The organism is Planococcus versutus, from assembly GCF_001186155.3.
In the GTDB taxonomy this organism is placed as follows: domain Bacteria; phylum Bacillota; class Bacilli; order Bacillales_A; family Planococcaceae; genus Planococcus; species Planococcus versutus.
Genome location: NZ_CP016540.2, coordinates 1,658,580 through 1,673,910, shown reverse-complemented (window position 1 = coordinate 1,673,910; position 15,331 = coordinate 1,658,580). Strand labels below are relative to the sequence as shown.

Annotated in this window: 15 protein-coding genes; 9 read left to right on the top strand and 6 right to left on the bottom strand. The window is 37.6% G+C overall.

From position 1 onward, the window contains the following. The first annotated feature begins 10 nt into the window (after positions 1 to 10). The 9 genes from I858_RS08570 (at position 11) to I858_RS08530 (ending at position 10,104) form a co-directional block, all read left to right on the top strand. Positions 11 to 958, top strand: a complete 948-nt coding sequence (locus I858_RS08570) for an MBL fold metallo-hydrolase (RefSeq protein WP_065524749.1) — start codon at positions 11 to 13, stop codon at positions 956 to 958. Between the two features lie 64 nt (positions 959 to 1,022). Then, the gene (locus I858_RS08565; protein WP_239457112.1) at positions 1,023 to 1,622 is read left to right on the top strand and encodes a DUF3221 domain-containing protein; all 600 of its coding nucleotides are present in this window, start codon (positions 1,023 to 1,025) and stop codon (positions 1,620 to 1,622) included. A 106-nt stretch (positions 1,623 to 1,728) separates the two neighbouring features. Further along, positions 1,729 to 2,991, top strand: a complete 1,263-nt coding sequence (locus I858_RS08560) for an argininosuccinate synthase (RefSeq protein WP_420812603.1) — start codon at positions 1,729 to 1,731, stop codon at positions 2,989 to 2,991. Beyond that, positions 2,988 to 4,361: an argininosuccinate lyase gene (argH, locus tag I858_RS08555; protein WP_065524751.1), complete on the top strand. Its 1,374-nt coding sequence runs from the start codon at positions 2,988 to 2,990 to the stop codon at positions 4,359 to 4,361. Before I858_RS08560 ends, argH begins: the two co-directional genes overlap by 4 nt. Before the next feature lie 282 nt (positions 4,362 to 4,643). Further along, on the top strand, positions 4,644 to 6,398 hold the full coding sequence (locus I858_RS08550; RefSeq protein ID WP_065524752.1) for an ABC transporter transmembrane domain-containing protein: 1,755 nt from the start codon (positions 4,644 to 4,646) through the stop codon (positions 6,396 to 6,398). Continuing rightward, on the top strand, positions 6,398 to 8,182 hold the full coding sequence (locus I858_RS08545) for an ABC transporter ATP-binding protein (RefSeq protein ID WP_065524753.1): 1,785 nt from the start codon (positions 6,398 to 6,400) through the stop codon (positions 8,180 to 8,182). Before I858_RS08550 ends, I858_RS08545 begins: the two co-directional genes overlap by 1 nt. Before the next feature lie 370 nt (positions 8,183 to 8,552). Next, the gene (locus I858_RS08540) at positions 8,553 to 9,263 is read left to right on the top strand and encodes a cytochrome c biogenesis CcdA family protein (protein WP_065524754.1); all 711 of its coding nucleotides are present in this window, start codon (positions 8,553 to 8,555) and stop codon (positions 9,261 to 9,263) included. A 15-nt stretch (positions 9,264 to 9,278) separates the two neighbouring features. After that, the gene (locus tag I858_RS08535; protein WP_420812602.1) at positions 9,279 to 9,611 is read left to right on the top strand and encodes a thioredoxin family protein; all 333 of its coding nucleotides are present in this window, start codon (positions 9,279 to 9,281) and stop codon (positions 9,609 to 9,611) included. Beyond that, complete coding sequence (locus tag I858_RS08530; protein ID WP_065524756.1) at positions 9,604 to 10,104, top strand: CcdC family protein; 501 nt, start codon at positions 9,604 to 9,606, stop codon at positions 10,102 to 10,104. Before I858_RS08535 ends, I858_RS08530 begins: the two co-directional genes overlap by 8 nt. Before the next feature lie 16 nt (positions 10,105 to 10,120). On the opposite strand, the gene I858_RS08525 is transcribed toward I858_RS08530, so the two are convergent. The 6 genes from I858_RS08525 to I858_RS08500 form a co-directional block, all read right to left on the bottom strand. Beyond that, positions 10,121 to 10,555 (bottom strand): DUF2621 domain-containing protein, encoded by a 435-nt coding sequence (locus tag I858_RS08525; protein WP_065524757.1) that lies wholly within the window; start codon positions 10,553 to 10,555, stop codon positions 10,121 to 10,123. 262 nt (positions 10,556 to 10,817) lie between these two features. After that, a complete protein-coding gene (locus I858_RS08520) occupies positions 10,818 to 12,005 on the bottom strand; it encodes a tyrosine-type recombinase/integrase (RefSeq protein ID WP_065524758.1) in 1,188 nt (395 codons plus the stop codon). 118 nt (positions 12,006 to 12,123) lie between these two features. After that, positions 12,124 to 12,585, bottom strand: coding sequence for an ImmA/IrrE family metallo-endopeptidase (locus I858_RS08515; RefSeq protein WP_065524759.1), 462 nt, complete (start codon positions 12,583 to 12,585; stop codon positions 12,124 to 12,126). 73 nt (positions 12,586 to 12,658) lie between these two features. Beyond that, a complete protein-coding gene (locus tag I858_RS08510) occupies positions 12,659 to 13,318 on the bottom strand; it encodes a hypothetical protein (protein WP_065524760.1) in 660 nt (219 codons plus the stop codon). Between the two features lie 24 nt (positions 13,319 to 13,342). Beyond that, positions 13,343 to 14,269 carry a hypothetical protein gene (locus I858_RS08505; RefSeq protein WP_065524761.1) on the bottom strand — a complete coding sequence of 309 codons (927 nt, stop codon included), beginning with the start codon at positions 14,267 to 14,269 and terminating at the stop codon, positions 13,343 to 13,345. A 262-nt stretch (positions 14,270 to 14,531) separates the two neighbouring features. Then, on the bottom strand, positions 14,532 to 15,320 hold the full coding sequence (locus I858_RS08500; RefSeq protein WP_065524762.1) for a hypothetical protein: 789 nt from the start codon (positions 15,318 to 15,320) through the stop codon (positions 14,532 to 14,534). Between the last annotated feature and the right edge of the window lie 11 nt (positions 15,321 to 15,331).

Below are 15,331 nucleotides of genomic sequence, written 5' to 3'. Positions count from 1 at the left end.
AGATGGTAGATTGACTTTACATAAGATTATTATTCCTACACCTTTTGCGGTGGGAGACGTTAATTCCTATTTATTAAAAGGAGATATGCTAACATTAATTGATGCTGGCCCGAAAACGCCAGAAGCTTGGTCTGCTTTAAAAGCAGGACTAAAAAAACTGGGCGCTGTGCCAAATGACATCGAACAAGTGGTGTTGACGCATCATCACCCAGATCATACAGGCTGGGTAGATGGCTTTGAACAGGCAAAACTCTATGGACATCCGTATAATGACCCGTGGCTTCGACGCGACCAACAATTTTTTGACTACCATGACACCTTTTATTTGGAGCGGTTAAAAGAAGAAGGCGTTCCAGGTGATTTGCAATTTTGGGTAAAAAAAATGAAGCGACCGTTAAATTTAATGGGCAATCGACCATTAGATAAGTCCATTAATGAAGGAGATATAGTCCCGGGACATCCTGATTGGCAAGTTCTCGAAACACTTGGACATGCTCAAAGTCATTTATCATTTTGGAACAAAAAGACAGGAGAAATGATTGGAGGCGATCATGTTATCGCAACAGTATCTTCCAATCCGCTCATAGAACCACCACTAGATCCTACGCAAGGACGACCAAAATCATTGCTTCAATACAATGCTTCACTTAGCCGTTTGTTGGAAATGCCCATCAATGTAATTTACAGTGGACATGGAGAAGAAGTTTACGATGCGCATGCCTTAATAGCAAGTCGCCTTGAAAAACAACATCAGCGAGCTGTAAAGGCTTTAGGGTTAATTGGTAACCAAGAACGGACTGTTTACGAATTAACAAAAGAGTTGTTTGCTCACGCATATGAAAAAGAACTAGGTCTTACATTATCTGAAACAATTGGTCAACTGGATTACTTAGTAGAAGAAGGGTTGATCAAAGAACAAATACGAGACGGTGGCATTTTCTACTACAGTAAAGTTTAAACAAAGCTGATAATTGCAACTCATTCAGACAACCGTTAAAATTAACTAGAACGTAGTTGACATCATGAATAAACAAGAAAAGGATTGGGTAACTTTGAAAAAATGGAGTTTATTTTTAGCTAGTGTATTGCTACTGGCTGCATGTTCGAACGAAGAAGCAAAACTGGCTGAGATAAAAAAAGCGGACAAAAAAGATGATACGGAAATGGCAGTTGAACAAAAAAATATGACAGAAGAAGGATTTATTACGCAAGTTAGTGGCGATAGCATTCTTGTTAACAATATTTACTTTAGTATTCCAGAAGATGTTAAAGTGCAACTGAGTGATGGTGCAGAAACAACTGAAGGTGTTATTCGTGATATCCGCACAGGAATGAAAGTTAGCATGGACTATCAAGGGCCGTTAGCAGAATCATTTCCTATGCAAGGTGAAGCGGAAACCATTACGATTTTAACGGATGAAGAATCTGTGGCACAATCAGACGCTTTAGAAGCTTTTATTAATAAAGAACAATTATCACGTTTGATTATGATGGGACAGCCTATTGTCCGTGATAATGAAATTGGTTTTTTATTCAGTAATATGGAAACAGGAGAAATGAATGAAGTTCGAATTGATTTGGAAACACATGAGTACAATATTGGTGGAGATGATAGTGAATAAAGAAATGGAGCAGCTTCGGCTGCTTTTTTTTTTATAAAAATTTTCGTAAGGTATTTCTTGCACTTGTTAAATATCCATGATATTATGTGTATATTCATATAATAAGATGCATAAAAATACATTGGAGGTTTTTATATTGACTAAAAAGATTGTGCTCGCATATTCAGGTGGACTAGATACATCGGTAGCCATTCCATGGCTCAAAGAAGAAGGCTACGACGTTGTAGCGGTTTGTCTAGATATCGGGGAAGGCAAAGATTTAGATTTTATTAAACAAAAAGCGCTTCAAGTAGGAGCGGTTGAAAGTTATATGATTGATGCAAGAGACGAATTTGCAGATGAATATGCCTTAATCTCATTGCAAGCTCATACCTTATATGAAGGGAAATATCCATTAGTGTCTGCTTTGTCTCGTCCATTGATTTCCAAAAAATTAGTTGAAATTGCAGAAGCTACAGGATCAAGCGCTGTTGCTCACGGTTGTACAGGCAAAGGCAACGATCAAGTACGTTTTGAAGTTTCGATCAAGTCGTTAAACCCGAATCTTGAAGTTGTAGCACCAGTTAGACAATGGGGATGGTCACGTGATGAAGAAATCGCTTATGCAAAACTGCATAATATTCCAATCCCAGTGAATTTGGATAGCCCATTTTCAATCGATCAAAATCTATGGGGACGTGCGAACGAATGTGGCGTATTGGAAAACCCGTGGACAACGCCACCAGAAGAAGCGTATGACATTACAAATTCTCTTGAAACAACACCCGACACAGCGGATAGTGTTGAAATCGAATTCGTTAACGGTGTTCCAACACAACTAAATGGCATTTCATACTCGTTATCTAAATTAATTCAAGAATTAAATGTAATTGCCGGCAAACACGGTGTCGGTAGAATTGATCATATTGAGAACCGTTTAGTGGGCATTAAATCGCGTGAAGTATACGAAGCTCCTGCAGCAATGACGTTAATCGCAGCACATAAAGAGCTTGAAGATATTACATTGGTCAAAGAAATGGCTCATTTCAAGCCAGTAATCGAAAAGAAATTGACTGAGTTGATTTATGAAGGTTTATGGTTCTCTCCGCTACGTGTTGCGCTTGAAGCATTCTTAAAAGAAACGCAAGTTTACGTCAACGGAACAGTACGTGTGAAATTGTTTAAAGGTCATGCCATTATCGAAGGACGTAAATCTGCAAATTCACTTTACAATGAGCAATTAGCTACGTATTCGACAGATGATACATTTAACCATGCATCTGCAGTTGGTTTTATCGAACTATGGGGACTTCCGACAGTTGTGAACTCAATGGTCAACAAAAAAGAAGTAGCGATTCCTGAAGACTTGAAAGAGAAGGTGAAAGCATGACCAAACTGTGGAGCGGCCGTTTTCAAAAATCGGCCGAACAGTGGGTCGATGAATTTGGTGCTTCCATTTCCTACGACCAAAAGTTGGTAATGGAAGATTTAGAAGGCAGCACGGCACATGTGAAAATGCTAGCGGCCTGTCAAATTCTTTCTACAGAAGATGCCGAACTTATTTTATCTGGTCTTGCGACGTTAAAACAAAAAGCACAAGACGGGGATTTAGAGTTTAGCGTATCGAATGAAGACATCCACTTAAACTTAGAAAAACAGCTGATCGATGAAATTGGTCCGGTTGGTGGCAAATTGCATACCGCCAGAAGTCGAAATGACCAAGTAGCAACGGATATGCATTTGTATTTAAAAAATAGGGTTGGCGAAATTATCGAGGCTATTACCGCTTTTCAAGAAGCCATTGTCATGCAAGCAGAGAAACACGTGGAAACGATTGTGCCAGGTTATACGCATCTGCAACGCGCACAGCCCATTTCCTTTGGACATCACTTGATGACGTATTTTTGGATGTTGCAGCGCGATAAAGAACGGTTAACAGAATCGTTGAAACGCATTGATATTTCGCCACTTGGAGCAGGTGCGATGTCTGGCACAACGTTCCCGATTGACCGCGAAATGTCGGCAAAACTGCTAGGATTTTCAGCGGTTTATCAAAATAGTTTGGATGCTGTCAGTGACCGTGATTTTATTCTTGAATTCCTTAGCAATGCTTCAATGTTAATGATGCACATGTCTCGCTTTGCCGAAGAAATTATTCTGTGGTCGAGCGAAGAATTTCGTTTCATTGAATTAGATGATGCGTTCTCTACCGGTTCAAGCATTATGCCGCAAAAGAAAAACCCAGATATGGCAGAGTTGATCCGCGGCAAAACGGGACGTGTTTACGGCAATTTATTTGGCTTGCTGACGACATTGAAAGGCCTGCCACTGGCTTATAACAAAGACTTACAAGAAGACAAAGAAGGTATGTTTGATACAGTCCACACGTTACTAGGTTCTTTGCCGATTTTTGAAGGCATGATCCGTACCATGACCGTCCGCACAGAATCTATGGAAAAAGCGGTACATACTGATTTTTCAAATGCCACCGAATTGGCGGATTATCTTGCTGCCAAAGGGATGCCGTTTAGAGAAGCGCATGACGTGACTGGAAAACTCGTTTTCACTTGTATCCAGCGCGGATATTTTTTAAAAGATTTGCCACTTGCTGACCTTCAACAAGCAAGTCCGCTAATCGATGAAGATATTTACCATACCTTAAAGCCAAGAACTGCAGTAGAGAGAAGAAACTCACTGGGTGGCACAGGATTTGAACAAGTACATCATCAATTGGGACTTGCCAAGCAACTCATCGGGTAAACAGTCCATTCCCTATAAAGCCGTTAGCGATTGGTACTCGCTGTCGGTCCATAGAAGTCGATTTTCCTCTTCCCCTTGGAAAATCGGCTTTTATTTTGGTCTTTTATGGAGCTTTCTTAAAGAAAAGTCGAGAAAGTACCGAGCCTATCTAAAAGACCAACTTATTTCATAAGTCGGAGTATTGTCTTTCCAATAGTTAACACTATTTGCTAAAATAAATAAGATGAAAAATACTGTATCAAAATACTCTCGAAAAACATAAACAGTAAGGGGTAAAATGAAATGCGCGTATTTTGGGAATTGGGCTGGTTTTTTAAAGAACGGAAAAAGCAGTACGCTTTGGGAATACTTTTATTAATGATCGTCGCATTTCTCGGAGTGTTGCCTCCGCGCATTATTGGATTTATCGTTGATCGCATTACTGAAGGAACATTGACAGCTGCGTATTTGATCAAATGGCTTAGTATTTTAGCGGCGGCTGGACTAGCGATGTATGCTCTTAGATATATTTGGAGATTGCAGATTTTTGGCTCATCGATTTTGTTGGCTCGCAGTTTGCGTGAGCGATTGTTTCAGCATTTTACACAAATGTCGCCGGCTTTTTATCAGAAGCGCCGTGTTGGGGATTTAATGGCACACGCTACGAATGATTTACAAGCAGTGCAACAAACTGCCGGTTCAGGTGTTTTGACACTTGTTGACTCCATTGCAACAGGTGGTTTTGTAATCGCTGCGATGGCAATCACAATTGATTGGAAGTTAACGCTAATTGTGTTATTGCCAATGCCAGTAATGGCTTATATGACCAATTATTACGGGAAATTGCTGCATGAACGATTTCGCGGAGCGCAACAAGCTTTTTCGGGATTAAATGACAAAACGCAAGAAAGCATCTCAGGAATGAAAGTCATCAAGACCTTTGGCCAAGAACAACAAGATATTGAAGATTTTAGAAGTTTATCAGAACGCGTGGTAGAAGAAAATATTCGAGTAGCACGCGTGGATTCTTTGTTTGATCCAACGATTTCGGCGATTATTGGCATTTGTTATTTTCTAACCATTGGATTTGGGTCTTACTTTGTGATCAATGGTGACATGACGATTGGTGACCTCATTGCCTTTACTGCTTATTTAGGCTTATTGGTGTGGCCGATGTTGGCGTTTGGTTGGCTGTTTAATATTGTAGAGCGTGGGCGTGCTTCTTACGATCGTATTCGCCAATTGCTAGCGGAGCCGATTGATATCGATGACAGAGAAGATGCGATTGACAAAGACCCAGCAGGAGATTTGGTTTTTTCATTAGAGCAGTTTAACTTTACTGGAGATGATCGAGCGGCGCTCCGTGATGTTCATTTTACGGTTAAACGTGGTGAGACATTAGGCATTGTTGGAAAGACAGGATCCGGTAAATCAACAATTTTGCGTTTGTTATTGCGAGAATTTGATGATTACGAAGGTGTGATTCAATTTGGAGAGTATTCTATTGATCTTTATAAAAAACAGCGATTGCGTCAAGCAATTGGCTATGTTCCTCAAGATCATTTTTTGTTTTCAACAAGTGTTGCCGGTAACATTGCCTTCGCACGTCCGAACGCTAGTCTAAAGGAAGTTCAAGATGCAGCTATACTAGCATACATTCACGAAGACATTTTAAACTTTACGGAAGGTTATGCAACGATGGTAGGAGAACGTGGTGTGTCGTTGTCAGGCGGTCAGAAACAACGAATTTCAATTGCACGAGCGCTTATGACAACTCCTGAGCTTTTGATTTTGGATGATTCATTGTCAGCAGTAGATGCTAAAACAGAAGAATCTATCTTAAAATCGTTGAAGAAAACGCGAACAGGAAAAACGACTATTATTACGTCACACCGTCTAAGTGCTATTCAACATGCTCATCAAATTATAGTAATGAACCAAGGAAGCTTAGAAGAGATTGGTTCACATGAAGAATTGATGAAGAAAAAAGGACGTTATTATGAAATGTATGAGCTGCAGCAATTAGAAGCGCTTGTCGAACAAGGAGGCGAATCCTAATGCTGACTAAAGAAACTGAAAAACAGCAAGAGTTGACTGGGCGAGATCAATGGATTGTCTTAAAGCGGTTATTACAGTATTTGACGCCGCATAAAAAAATATTAACGTTGGCAATGGGATTGTTAATTCTGACAGTACTTGGCGATATCTTAGGACCCTATCTTATCAAAATTTTTATCGACGATTATTTAACACTAGAAAATTTTCCAACAGGACCGATTGTTGGTTTAGCAGTTGCTTATCTAATTATTCAAACATCGAATGTGCTTATCAGTTATTTTCAATTATTGAAGTTTCAAGAAGTGGCATTAAAAATCATTCAACAACTGCGTGTCGATGTTTTTACAAAAGTACAAGGACTTGGCATGCGCTATTTTGATAAAACGCCTGCGGGAGGTATCGTGTCGCGTGTTACGAATGATACCGAAGCGATCAAGGAAATGTTTGTTACCGTACTGATTGGTTTTATTCAAAGTGCATTTTTGATTGTTGGTGTTTATGTCGCAATGTTTATATTAAATGTCCGATTGGCACTTATCACGTTGATATTATTGCCAATATTGGTATGGATTATTTACTTATACCGACAATATAGTTCGGTGTTTTATCTAGATCTACGAGAGCGACTTGGACAATTAAATGCTAAATTATCCGAATCTGTTCAAGGAATGGGAATAATTCAAGCTTTTGGTCAAGAAAATCGCTTGAAAGATGAATTTAACGCCATTAATGATAAGCATTGGGAAGCAGGAAAACGGAATATTAAAGTCGATGCATTATTATTGCGTCCAGCGATTGACTTGGTTTATGCACTGGCGCTAATTCTTTTATTAAGCTACTTTGGGATTACGTCGTTTTCGAATACTGTTGAAGTGGGTGTGATTTATGCATTCGTTACGTATATTGATCGCTTTTTTGAGCCAATTAATCAAGTAATGCAGCGACTATCGGTTTTTCAACAAGCGATTGTCGCTGCATCACGTGTGTTCTTATTGCTAGATGAACAAGAAAAGACGCCAAATCAAACAGGACTCCCCGCTAGAATTGATGAAGGAAAAATTGAATTTCAAGAAGTTAGTTTTTCTTATGATGGCCAAACAGATGTCTTAAGAAATATTTCATTTACTGCGTTACCAGGGCAAACAGTCGCACTTGTTGGTCATACAGGTAGCGGGAAAAGCTCCATTATCAATTTATTGATGCGTTTTTATGAATTTACAGAAGGCAACATTCGTATAGACGGTATGTCAGTGAAAGAATATGAAACGACTGAGTTACGAAAAAAATTAGGGTTGGTATTGCAAGATCCTTTTCTTTTTTATGGAACAATCGAAAGTAATATTCGGTTATATGATCAAACGATCACTGACTCGGCTGTTCGCGAAGCGGCAGAATTTGTTCAAGCAAATCAGTTTATCGAGGCATTACCAGAAGGCTACCATCAAAAAGTCACAGAGCGCGGGTCGACGTTTTCAAGTGGTCAACGACAATTGGTCGCATTCGCGCGGACAATTGTGACTGATCCGAAAATTTTGGTGCTTGATGAAGCGACGGCAAATATTGATACTGAGACGGAAGTCGCAATTCAAACAAGTCTTGAACGTATGAGACTCGGACGGACGACGATTGCAATCGCACATAGACTTAGTACGATTCAAGAAGCAGACTTGATTTTGGTGCTGCACAAGGGAGAGATTGTAGAGCGTGGCACACATCAACAACTGCTTCAACAGCATGGTCTGTATCATAAAATGTATTTGCTGCAAAATGGTATTGTCGAGTAAACCAGAGAAGTTTTCTAATTTACACAAAGCGTTAATAGTACAGAAAAAAACGGTACCGCAAAAGTGAATGGATGATTAGAAATCAGGCATAGTTAACAGTTCTTAAGTGTACTAATAATTGTTGAAACACGGCCATTTAAAGACTAGATGGCTGTGTTTTCTAGTTTAAGAAATAGTTTAAGAGAAAGTAAGCTTTTTTTATTTTATATGTAGTAAACTACTAAAGGATCTTTACGAAAGTTCAAAAAAAGCATCTAAAAAAATTAACGCAACAAATAAAATTTTGTCCACAAAGATTTCACAGGTACAGAAGCAGTGTTTCAGTAGGAAATTTGTTAAGATGAGAAGAGCATAGGAAGGAGAATTACAAGTGGGATCTGATATTAATCTATTTTTAGCTTTTGGAGCCGGCTTTTTGAGTTTTATTTCTCCATGTACACTGCCTTTGTATCCAGCATTTTTATCTTATATAACAGGTATGACTATGGATGAAATTAAAAACGATAAAAAAGTGATGCAAAGACGGGGCATGTTTCATACCTTGTTTTTCCTATTAGGCTTTTCAACAATCTTTATTGCACTTGGGTTTAGCACTTCATTTTTCTATGAATGGTTTATTCAATACGATGAAGTAATTCGTCAAGCAGGCGCAATTTTTATTGTTTTGTTCGGGTTAATGATTGTCGGGGTTTTTTCACCAAAATTCTTAATGCAAGACCGCAAGTTCTCTTTTAAAAACCGACCATCAGGATTTCTCGGCACATTCGTAATTGGTCTTGCTTTTGCAGCAGGTTGGACGCCATGTACAGGACCCATAACGGCAGCTATTTACGCTCTTGCTGCAACGAATCCCGGATCTGGCGTTTGGTATATGGTAGCTTACGTACTCGGTTTTGCTATTCCGTTTTTTGTCTTATCATTCTTCGTGACACGTATGGGTTGGTTGCGTAAACACAACCAAAAGATTATGAAAGCTGGCGGATATGTTATGATTGCAGTTGGTATTTTACTGTTTTTCGATGGCATGACGTATTTAATCCGTGTGCTTAGCCCGATTTTTGGTGATTTCCAAGGATTTTAAACTAGTATAAAGTTGGTGAAACCAGTGAGACTCATCTCAAACATAGAAGAATTCCAATCGTTAGTTAGCGGAGAGCAGACCTTTTTGCTTTTTGTGAAAACAGACAATTGTTCAGTCTGTGAAGGTTTACATCCTCAAGTAGAAAGCTTTGAAGATGACTACAAGCTGTCTTTTCACTTGGTCAATGTTGCGAAAGTGCCAGAAATGGCGGGCCAATTAATGCTGTTTACTGCACCTGTTGTAATGTTATTCCGTGAAGGCAAAGAAGTTCAGCGTTTTGCCCGATTTGTGCCAATCGATGAATTACGTCGTCGATTAGATGAGTTGGAGGATAATCTACATGTTTGATCAAATTCCTACAGAAGTTTATTTAATCGTTACGACAGTCGGTGCTTTTGTGATGGGCTTGCTTGCAATGATTATTCGATCTAAAGCAGCAAAAAAACCAGCTTCGGTCAAAAAAATTATTCTTCCTCCATTTTTTATGTCGACTGGGGCATTAATGTTTATATTCCCGGTTTTCCGAGTTGCACCTATGCAGATTGTAGAAGCTTTGGCCGTTGGTATTCTCTTTTCGACAATTTTAATTTGGACGTCGAAATTTGAAATTCGGGATGGGGATATCTACTTGAAACAGTCAAAAGCATTTGTCTTTATTTTATTTGGACTGTTACTAGTGCGTGTGATTGGTAAAGTTGTCTTGAGCTCTAGCATAGATGTTGGAGAGCTAGGAGGCATGTTCTGGATCTTGGCATTCGGTATGCTTTGGCCATGGCGATTGACAATGCTGTGGCAATATAAAAAACTCGCTACAAAAAACAAAAGCGCTGCTCCTACATAATAGGAAGCGGCGCTTTTTACTGTTCAAAATACTGTTCGTAAGGATTAATATCAATTTGCATTTCTTTGAGTTTTTTTCGTAAAAATTTATGGTCTCTTTTTGGTGTGGCTAGAATATACCCTCGAATAATATGCTCTAACTTCATCTTTTTGGCTTTTTCTTCGAGTAGGACTTGTCCAATTCTACCAGCAATTTTTTGTTTAGCTACCGGACGAAATAAATCAGGAACCGGTTGAACCAATTCGTTCAACATTGCTTTTTCTTCATCGCCCCATAAATGAATCGTTTTATCAACGTAATATTCTTCCCAGTTCAAATCTGAAAGGCCATCTTCTTTCGGCATCGACTTCAGAAATTTTCTGAACATAAAATATCCACCAATAGCAAAAAGGCCTACTAAGACGACTACCCAAAATAGAATAAACCATAAAAACCAGCCATTCAGCTCCATATTGTTTCACCTCATTTTTCCATTACTTCTATTATAGAAGGATTTAGAAAGAAATTCATTAAATATGTATCTCTTTTTTTTATCTGTGTCTATATAGCGAATGAAAGGAGGTGAAGAACATGGCTTATAGCGATTTTAAGAGCGCCAGTATACGCTGCACGTACGATAATGGGTACAAAATCGAAAAAAGCTTGATACCATTGGGTTTACAGGGTTTTTATTGTTGTAAAAAACGCCTACTCGCACAATACTCGCACAAAAGTTAGAGATTCATGCGAAAAAGGTTGCCGAAATGATGATGAACTTGATCGGTAGCATTTTTCTTCATCGCTTTTGTAATATGCATATAAATGCTGGTGGTCGTCTTAGAATCTTCGTGACCGACACGTTGCATAATCGTCTGAAGGTCTACGCCAGCTTCTGCTAGCATCGTGATATAGGTGTGGCGAATAATATGAGGTCCTTCGACTTTTTTTAATTCTGCCAATTTGCAAAGACGAATCGTCCGAGTGTAAACCAGTCTGCTGTAAAAGGGGAAACCGTTTTCTCTAGCAAAAACGAAATTGCCCTCGTCGTACTTTTCAAATTGTTTTCGAAATTTCATTCGTGTTTTTAATTGACGTGATTTATGGGATTTAAGTATGTCCAATAAATCGTCATCGACTTCAATAATGCGAATCGATTTCTTTGTTTTTGGTGGGGTGAGTTCATATGTGTACATGCGCCCATTTGGATTGTCCAAGGTTTTCGTTACACGAATCGTTTTTTCTTTAAAATCCACGTCACTCCATTTTAAGGCACAAACTTCTCCTACGCGCATCCCCGTAAAAGCCATTAAATAAAACCATTCTTTATCGTTTGGCAGCCCATTATCAATAGCAGCTTTTAAAAACTTTTTGAGATCCTCAGATTCGAAGTACTTTTCTTTGATTTCTTCACTTTCAATTTCTGCCACGGTCATTCGTCGTTTTGGGATGATTAATCCGGTAGCGGGATTATCTTTTCTAAGTCGATGGATAATAGCATGTTTAAAAACAAAATTAGCCGTTACTTTTACGCCATTTAACAGAGAAGATGAATAACCGCGTTTATCTAAGTCTATTAAAATATTTTGTAAGTGGCCATGTGTTACTCGGTTAATGAGTGTTTCTCCAATGTATTTGGAAAGCACCTTAATGGCATGTACGCGCGTTCGCATCGTGCTATTCTTAATGCCAGTGACGCTATAGACGTTGTACCATTCCCATGCAATCTCTTCGAATGTTACTCGATTCGCTTTTTTGGTATCGATTCCTGACTCCAGTGCATCTATAGCCATTTGTACTTTTAATTGAGCACTACTTTTCTTAGTTGCTTGTTTACGAATGGCATTCCGCTTATTCGTTACAGGATCTCTCGGACCTTCCTCGTAACACTCCCACTTATTATTAGGTAATTTCCTGCATTTCATGGCTCACACTCCCTCTGTTCACCGTATCATTCACTCAGCCAGTCTGACGGTCTTCTCTTCTTACGCCAATTCTTCAAATGGTAGAATCCTATTCAACTCAGGATTGCTTTGGTAACAATCATCCATAAATCATGTTCTGTATGTATTGTCGCAGCCGTTTCTCAGCGAAGGGACGTGTAACGCCAAACGTCTCCATGATTAACCAGATGGCTTCATTTTCGTTGTTGGGCAGGGTTATCTTGTTTAGCATGAATGTAGGGATACAGAGGTGCTGTGAGAAGTTTTCGGCCTTCCATTCCTGCCATTCGCGCATTGAAAGAGGTATGAAAGCCTGGTCTCCAACATGAAAGAGTGTATGACCCAATTCATGACCGAAATCTTGCCACTGAGCAGCGTCACTTTTTCTATTATCTAAAAACAGGTTTCCGCCAATGGCCATAGATTCATGTGGTATGTAAAAGATGCTTAATTTAAGTCGCGGATAAATATTTTCGATATTTAGTTGGTGCGGGTGATAAATGCCTATGGAATTAATAAGTTGCCTGATATATTCCTCAATACTATTATACGTATTACCCATTTTCTCACTCCTAATATAGAACTTATGTTCTATATTAGTATAAAATAAAAACCTGCTAATTAAAAGCAAGTTTTTATTTTGAGTTAAATTTTATAAAGTGAGAAATCATGTCAATATTTCTTATTGATAAAAATATAGAGTGAAGAACTAGGAAAATCCATATAGCAGAAAGTGGAACCATAATAACATACTTGCTAAACATGCTTAACGTAAGAAAAATACCTTCAGTTTTTAATATAGATGTTAATAAAAAATTAATTACTAGACTTATTACAATTATGATTAATTGTGAGATAACTGCATATGCAAAAAAAGAAACAAAAGCATCTAGCTCTTTCTGAGGTGGATTATTATAGATCAGGTTTTTCAATCTTTTATATCCTTTTAGCTTAGTAGAGGGTATGTTTTTATTTTCATTTGTAGTCCGAGATTTTATGTTTTTGTTGCTTACAGTAGCTATAATTGCAAGACTAGCAGTGTTAAATCCGGCTAGTATAGCAATTATAGTAATTGCAAGACTGTTTAGTTCTAATATCATCGATGCATAATCACGAGGTGTTGGAATAATAAAAGCCACAATAGCTGTAACAATAAGTGTTATAAATAATGGTACAAAAAAATCGAACTTCAGTTCACTTGGAGTCGAATATCTTAAGTAATCAATAACATTATTTTGCACAAATTTATTTTTTTTAGATTTAACTCTATTGGATTTGACCTTGTATTTAAGCACTCATTTCCCTCCGCAAAGAATATTTTAAAGAGTTTTAACAAGTTCAATCATTTGGTTTATAATTTTCGATTGATCTAAGATTCCATGCTTGTTTTTAGATGTTTTTATTTGATAACTTTGAGGTTTAATTTTAAACTCAGCTTTTAGATTTTGACCTTCAGCTACAATAGAATCTATTTTTTCGAGATCCAAAGCATTTTCCACAAAATTTTCAACTCTTTTTATTCCATCACTTCTTTTAGTGTTTTTAAAAGTATACATTATATCTGTTACATCAGCGAGTAAATCTTCTTCAGATACGCCTTCTTTAGTAAAGCGATTCAAAGCACTATTTACGGCTGGTCTTTCGACAGTGGTATTAACGGATATAGATTTAATATTATGTATTTTGGCCAATTGTTCATAAAATCCTTTGTCATGAACTGTAACGAAAGTAAAAGAAAACTTTTCAAATAATGAATGTGAAAGATTATCTAAATTGAACTGCTTCACTAAATTTAAAGCAAGGGGTTCTCTTTCTTTTAAGAAGTCAAAAAGAAAATTACGAGAAACAATTCTAAAAGGATCATTTTGGATTAAAAATAAACCATTATTTTTGTTAATTACAAAATTTATTTCATTTCTTACTCCCTGTACAGGCTCTACTCTATTTACAATTATATCAGTATCAGTATCTATAATATCACTCAAAACGCCATACTTTGTTGTATGAATTTTGCCTTCAAGAACATCAGCATCGCTAGATTGTTTTAGTGAAACCAAATGAAAATAATTTGTGCCGTTTTTATGTTTATTATTTCTATTAGAGATAATTAATTTTAAAAATTTTTCGAAAAAATCATTATTGTAATAAGAATCCACTAGATTTGCAGATTCTAAATCAATTGCAGGAGTGCCTGCTTGAAAGGTATGAACTTTAATTTTATAAGGTGTTTCTTTTATTGCAACCAAAATTATTCACCATCCTATTGTTTTTCAATTTAGGTGTACCAAAAAAGTGAAAAATACTTTCTGAAGAAATATAAGACCTAGCAGTAGCGAGAGTTATTAATTTTAATATTAACGTCTTCTCCACAATGAGCGTTTTCACGAATTAACTTCCTCAGTTATTCCGAAGGAACTATACAATCTACTATGAAATTTTTTTCACTTCCCCTGTGTCTTCAATATCTCCCAAATAGACAACAAGTATTTCTTTCGTTCTATATATATTTCATTGAATGCTATACGCAATCGCTTTCCAATCTGCAACTTCAGACATTAACTGTCCAGGAAAAGGTGGGTTCTCAATATCGAAGGCAGTTGTAGCGCCGGCGCTATAAAAATCATCATCAGAACCGCCAGTAAGGGCTCCTAAAAAATTTCCTTCAGCGTCATATAGAATAACAGCTAAATCATATCCCACTACTTCTTTGCTAGTTTTTACAATACCTGTTGCACGAATCATTGGAAAACTGCCACTATCATCAAAGATAACATTTACTTTTTCCGTTTCATGCATTACTAAAGTATCGATAGATTCTATTGGCTGCATTTCAATATTTGCTTGATAAGTTCCTGTAAACGGTTCTGTGTCTTGAATCGGATCATAAACGTTTACGAAAGCTGTTTCTCCTGGATTAACGATTCCAGGATGCACTTCTAATCCCATATCACTTACCATTATTACGACTTCTCCAGCCTCATCCTCATAAACAACTGAAGAAGAAGAAAGATTGATAGGCATATCGCTGTTGTTCTTAATTTCAGCGTAATAAGAAGCCCAGTTTATTTCGCTGGATTCGTCAGAAAAAGCATAGGTCACTTCATTGACGATTTCCATGTCTTCGGTAGTTGGGATGGAAAGTGAATAATCTTCTATTTCAGTAGACTCGGTAGATTCATTTACAGCATCTTCTTCGCTTACAGCTTTCTTTTCTGACTGCACTTCAGTATTGTCTGATGAACAAGCGCTTAAGATAATAAAAGGTAAAAAAAATATTGATAAAGTGGTTTTTCTCAATTTAAAAACTC

Excerpts from the sequence above, each read along its gene's own strand:
- I858_RS08545 (WP_065524753.1), top strand. The coding sequence starts at position 6,398 with ATGCTGACTAAAGAAACTGAAAAACAGCAAGAGTTGACTGGGCGAGAT.
- argH (WP_065524751.1), top strand. The coding sequence starts at position 2,988 with ATGACCAAACTGTGGAGCGGCCGTTTTCAAAAATCGGCCGAACAGTGG.
- I858_RS08560 (WP_420812603.1), top strand. The coding sequence starts at position 1,729 with ATGCATAAAAATACATTGGAGGTTTTTATATTGACTAAAAAGATTGTG.
- I858_RS08565 (WP_239457112.1), top strand. The coding sequence starts at position 1,023 with ATGAATAAACAAGAAAAGGATTGGGTAACTTTGAAAAAATGGAGTTTA.
- I858_RS08550 (WP_065524752.1), top strand. The coding sequence starts at position 4,644 with ATGCGCGTATTTTGGGAATTGGGCTGGTTTTTTAAAGAACGGAAAAAG.
- I858_RS08525 (WP_065524757.1), bottom strand. The coding sequence starts at position 10,555 with ATGGAGCTGAATGGCTGGTTTTTATGGTTTATTCTATTTTGGGTAGTC.
- I858_RS08530 (WP_065524756.1), top strand. The coding sequence starts at position 9,604 with ATGTTTGATCAAATTCCTACAGAAGTTTATTTAATCGTTACGACAGTC.
- I858_RS08520 (WP_065524758.1), bottom strand. The coding sequence starts at position 12,005 with ATGAAATGCAGGAAATTACCTAATAATAAGTGGGAGTGTTACGAGGAA.
- I858_RS08515 (WP_065524759.1), bottom strand. The coding sequence starts at position 12,585 with ATGGGTAATACGTATAATAGTATTGAGGAATATATCAGGCAACTTATT.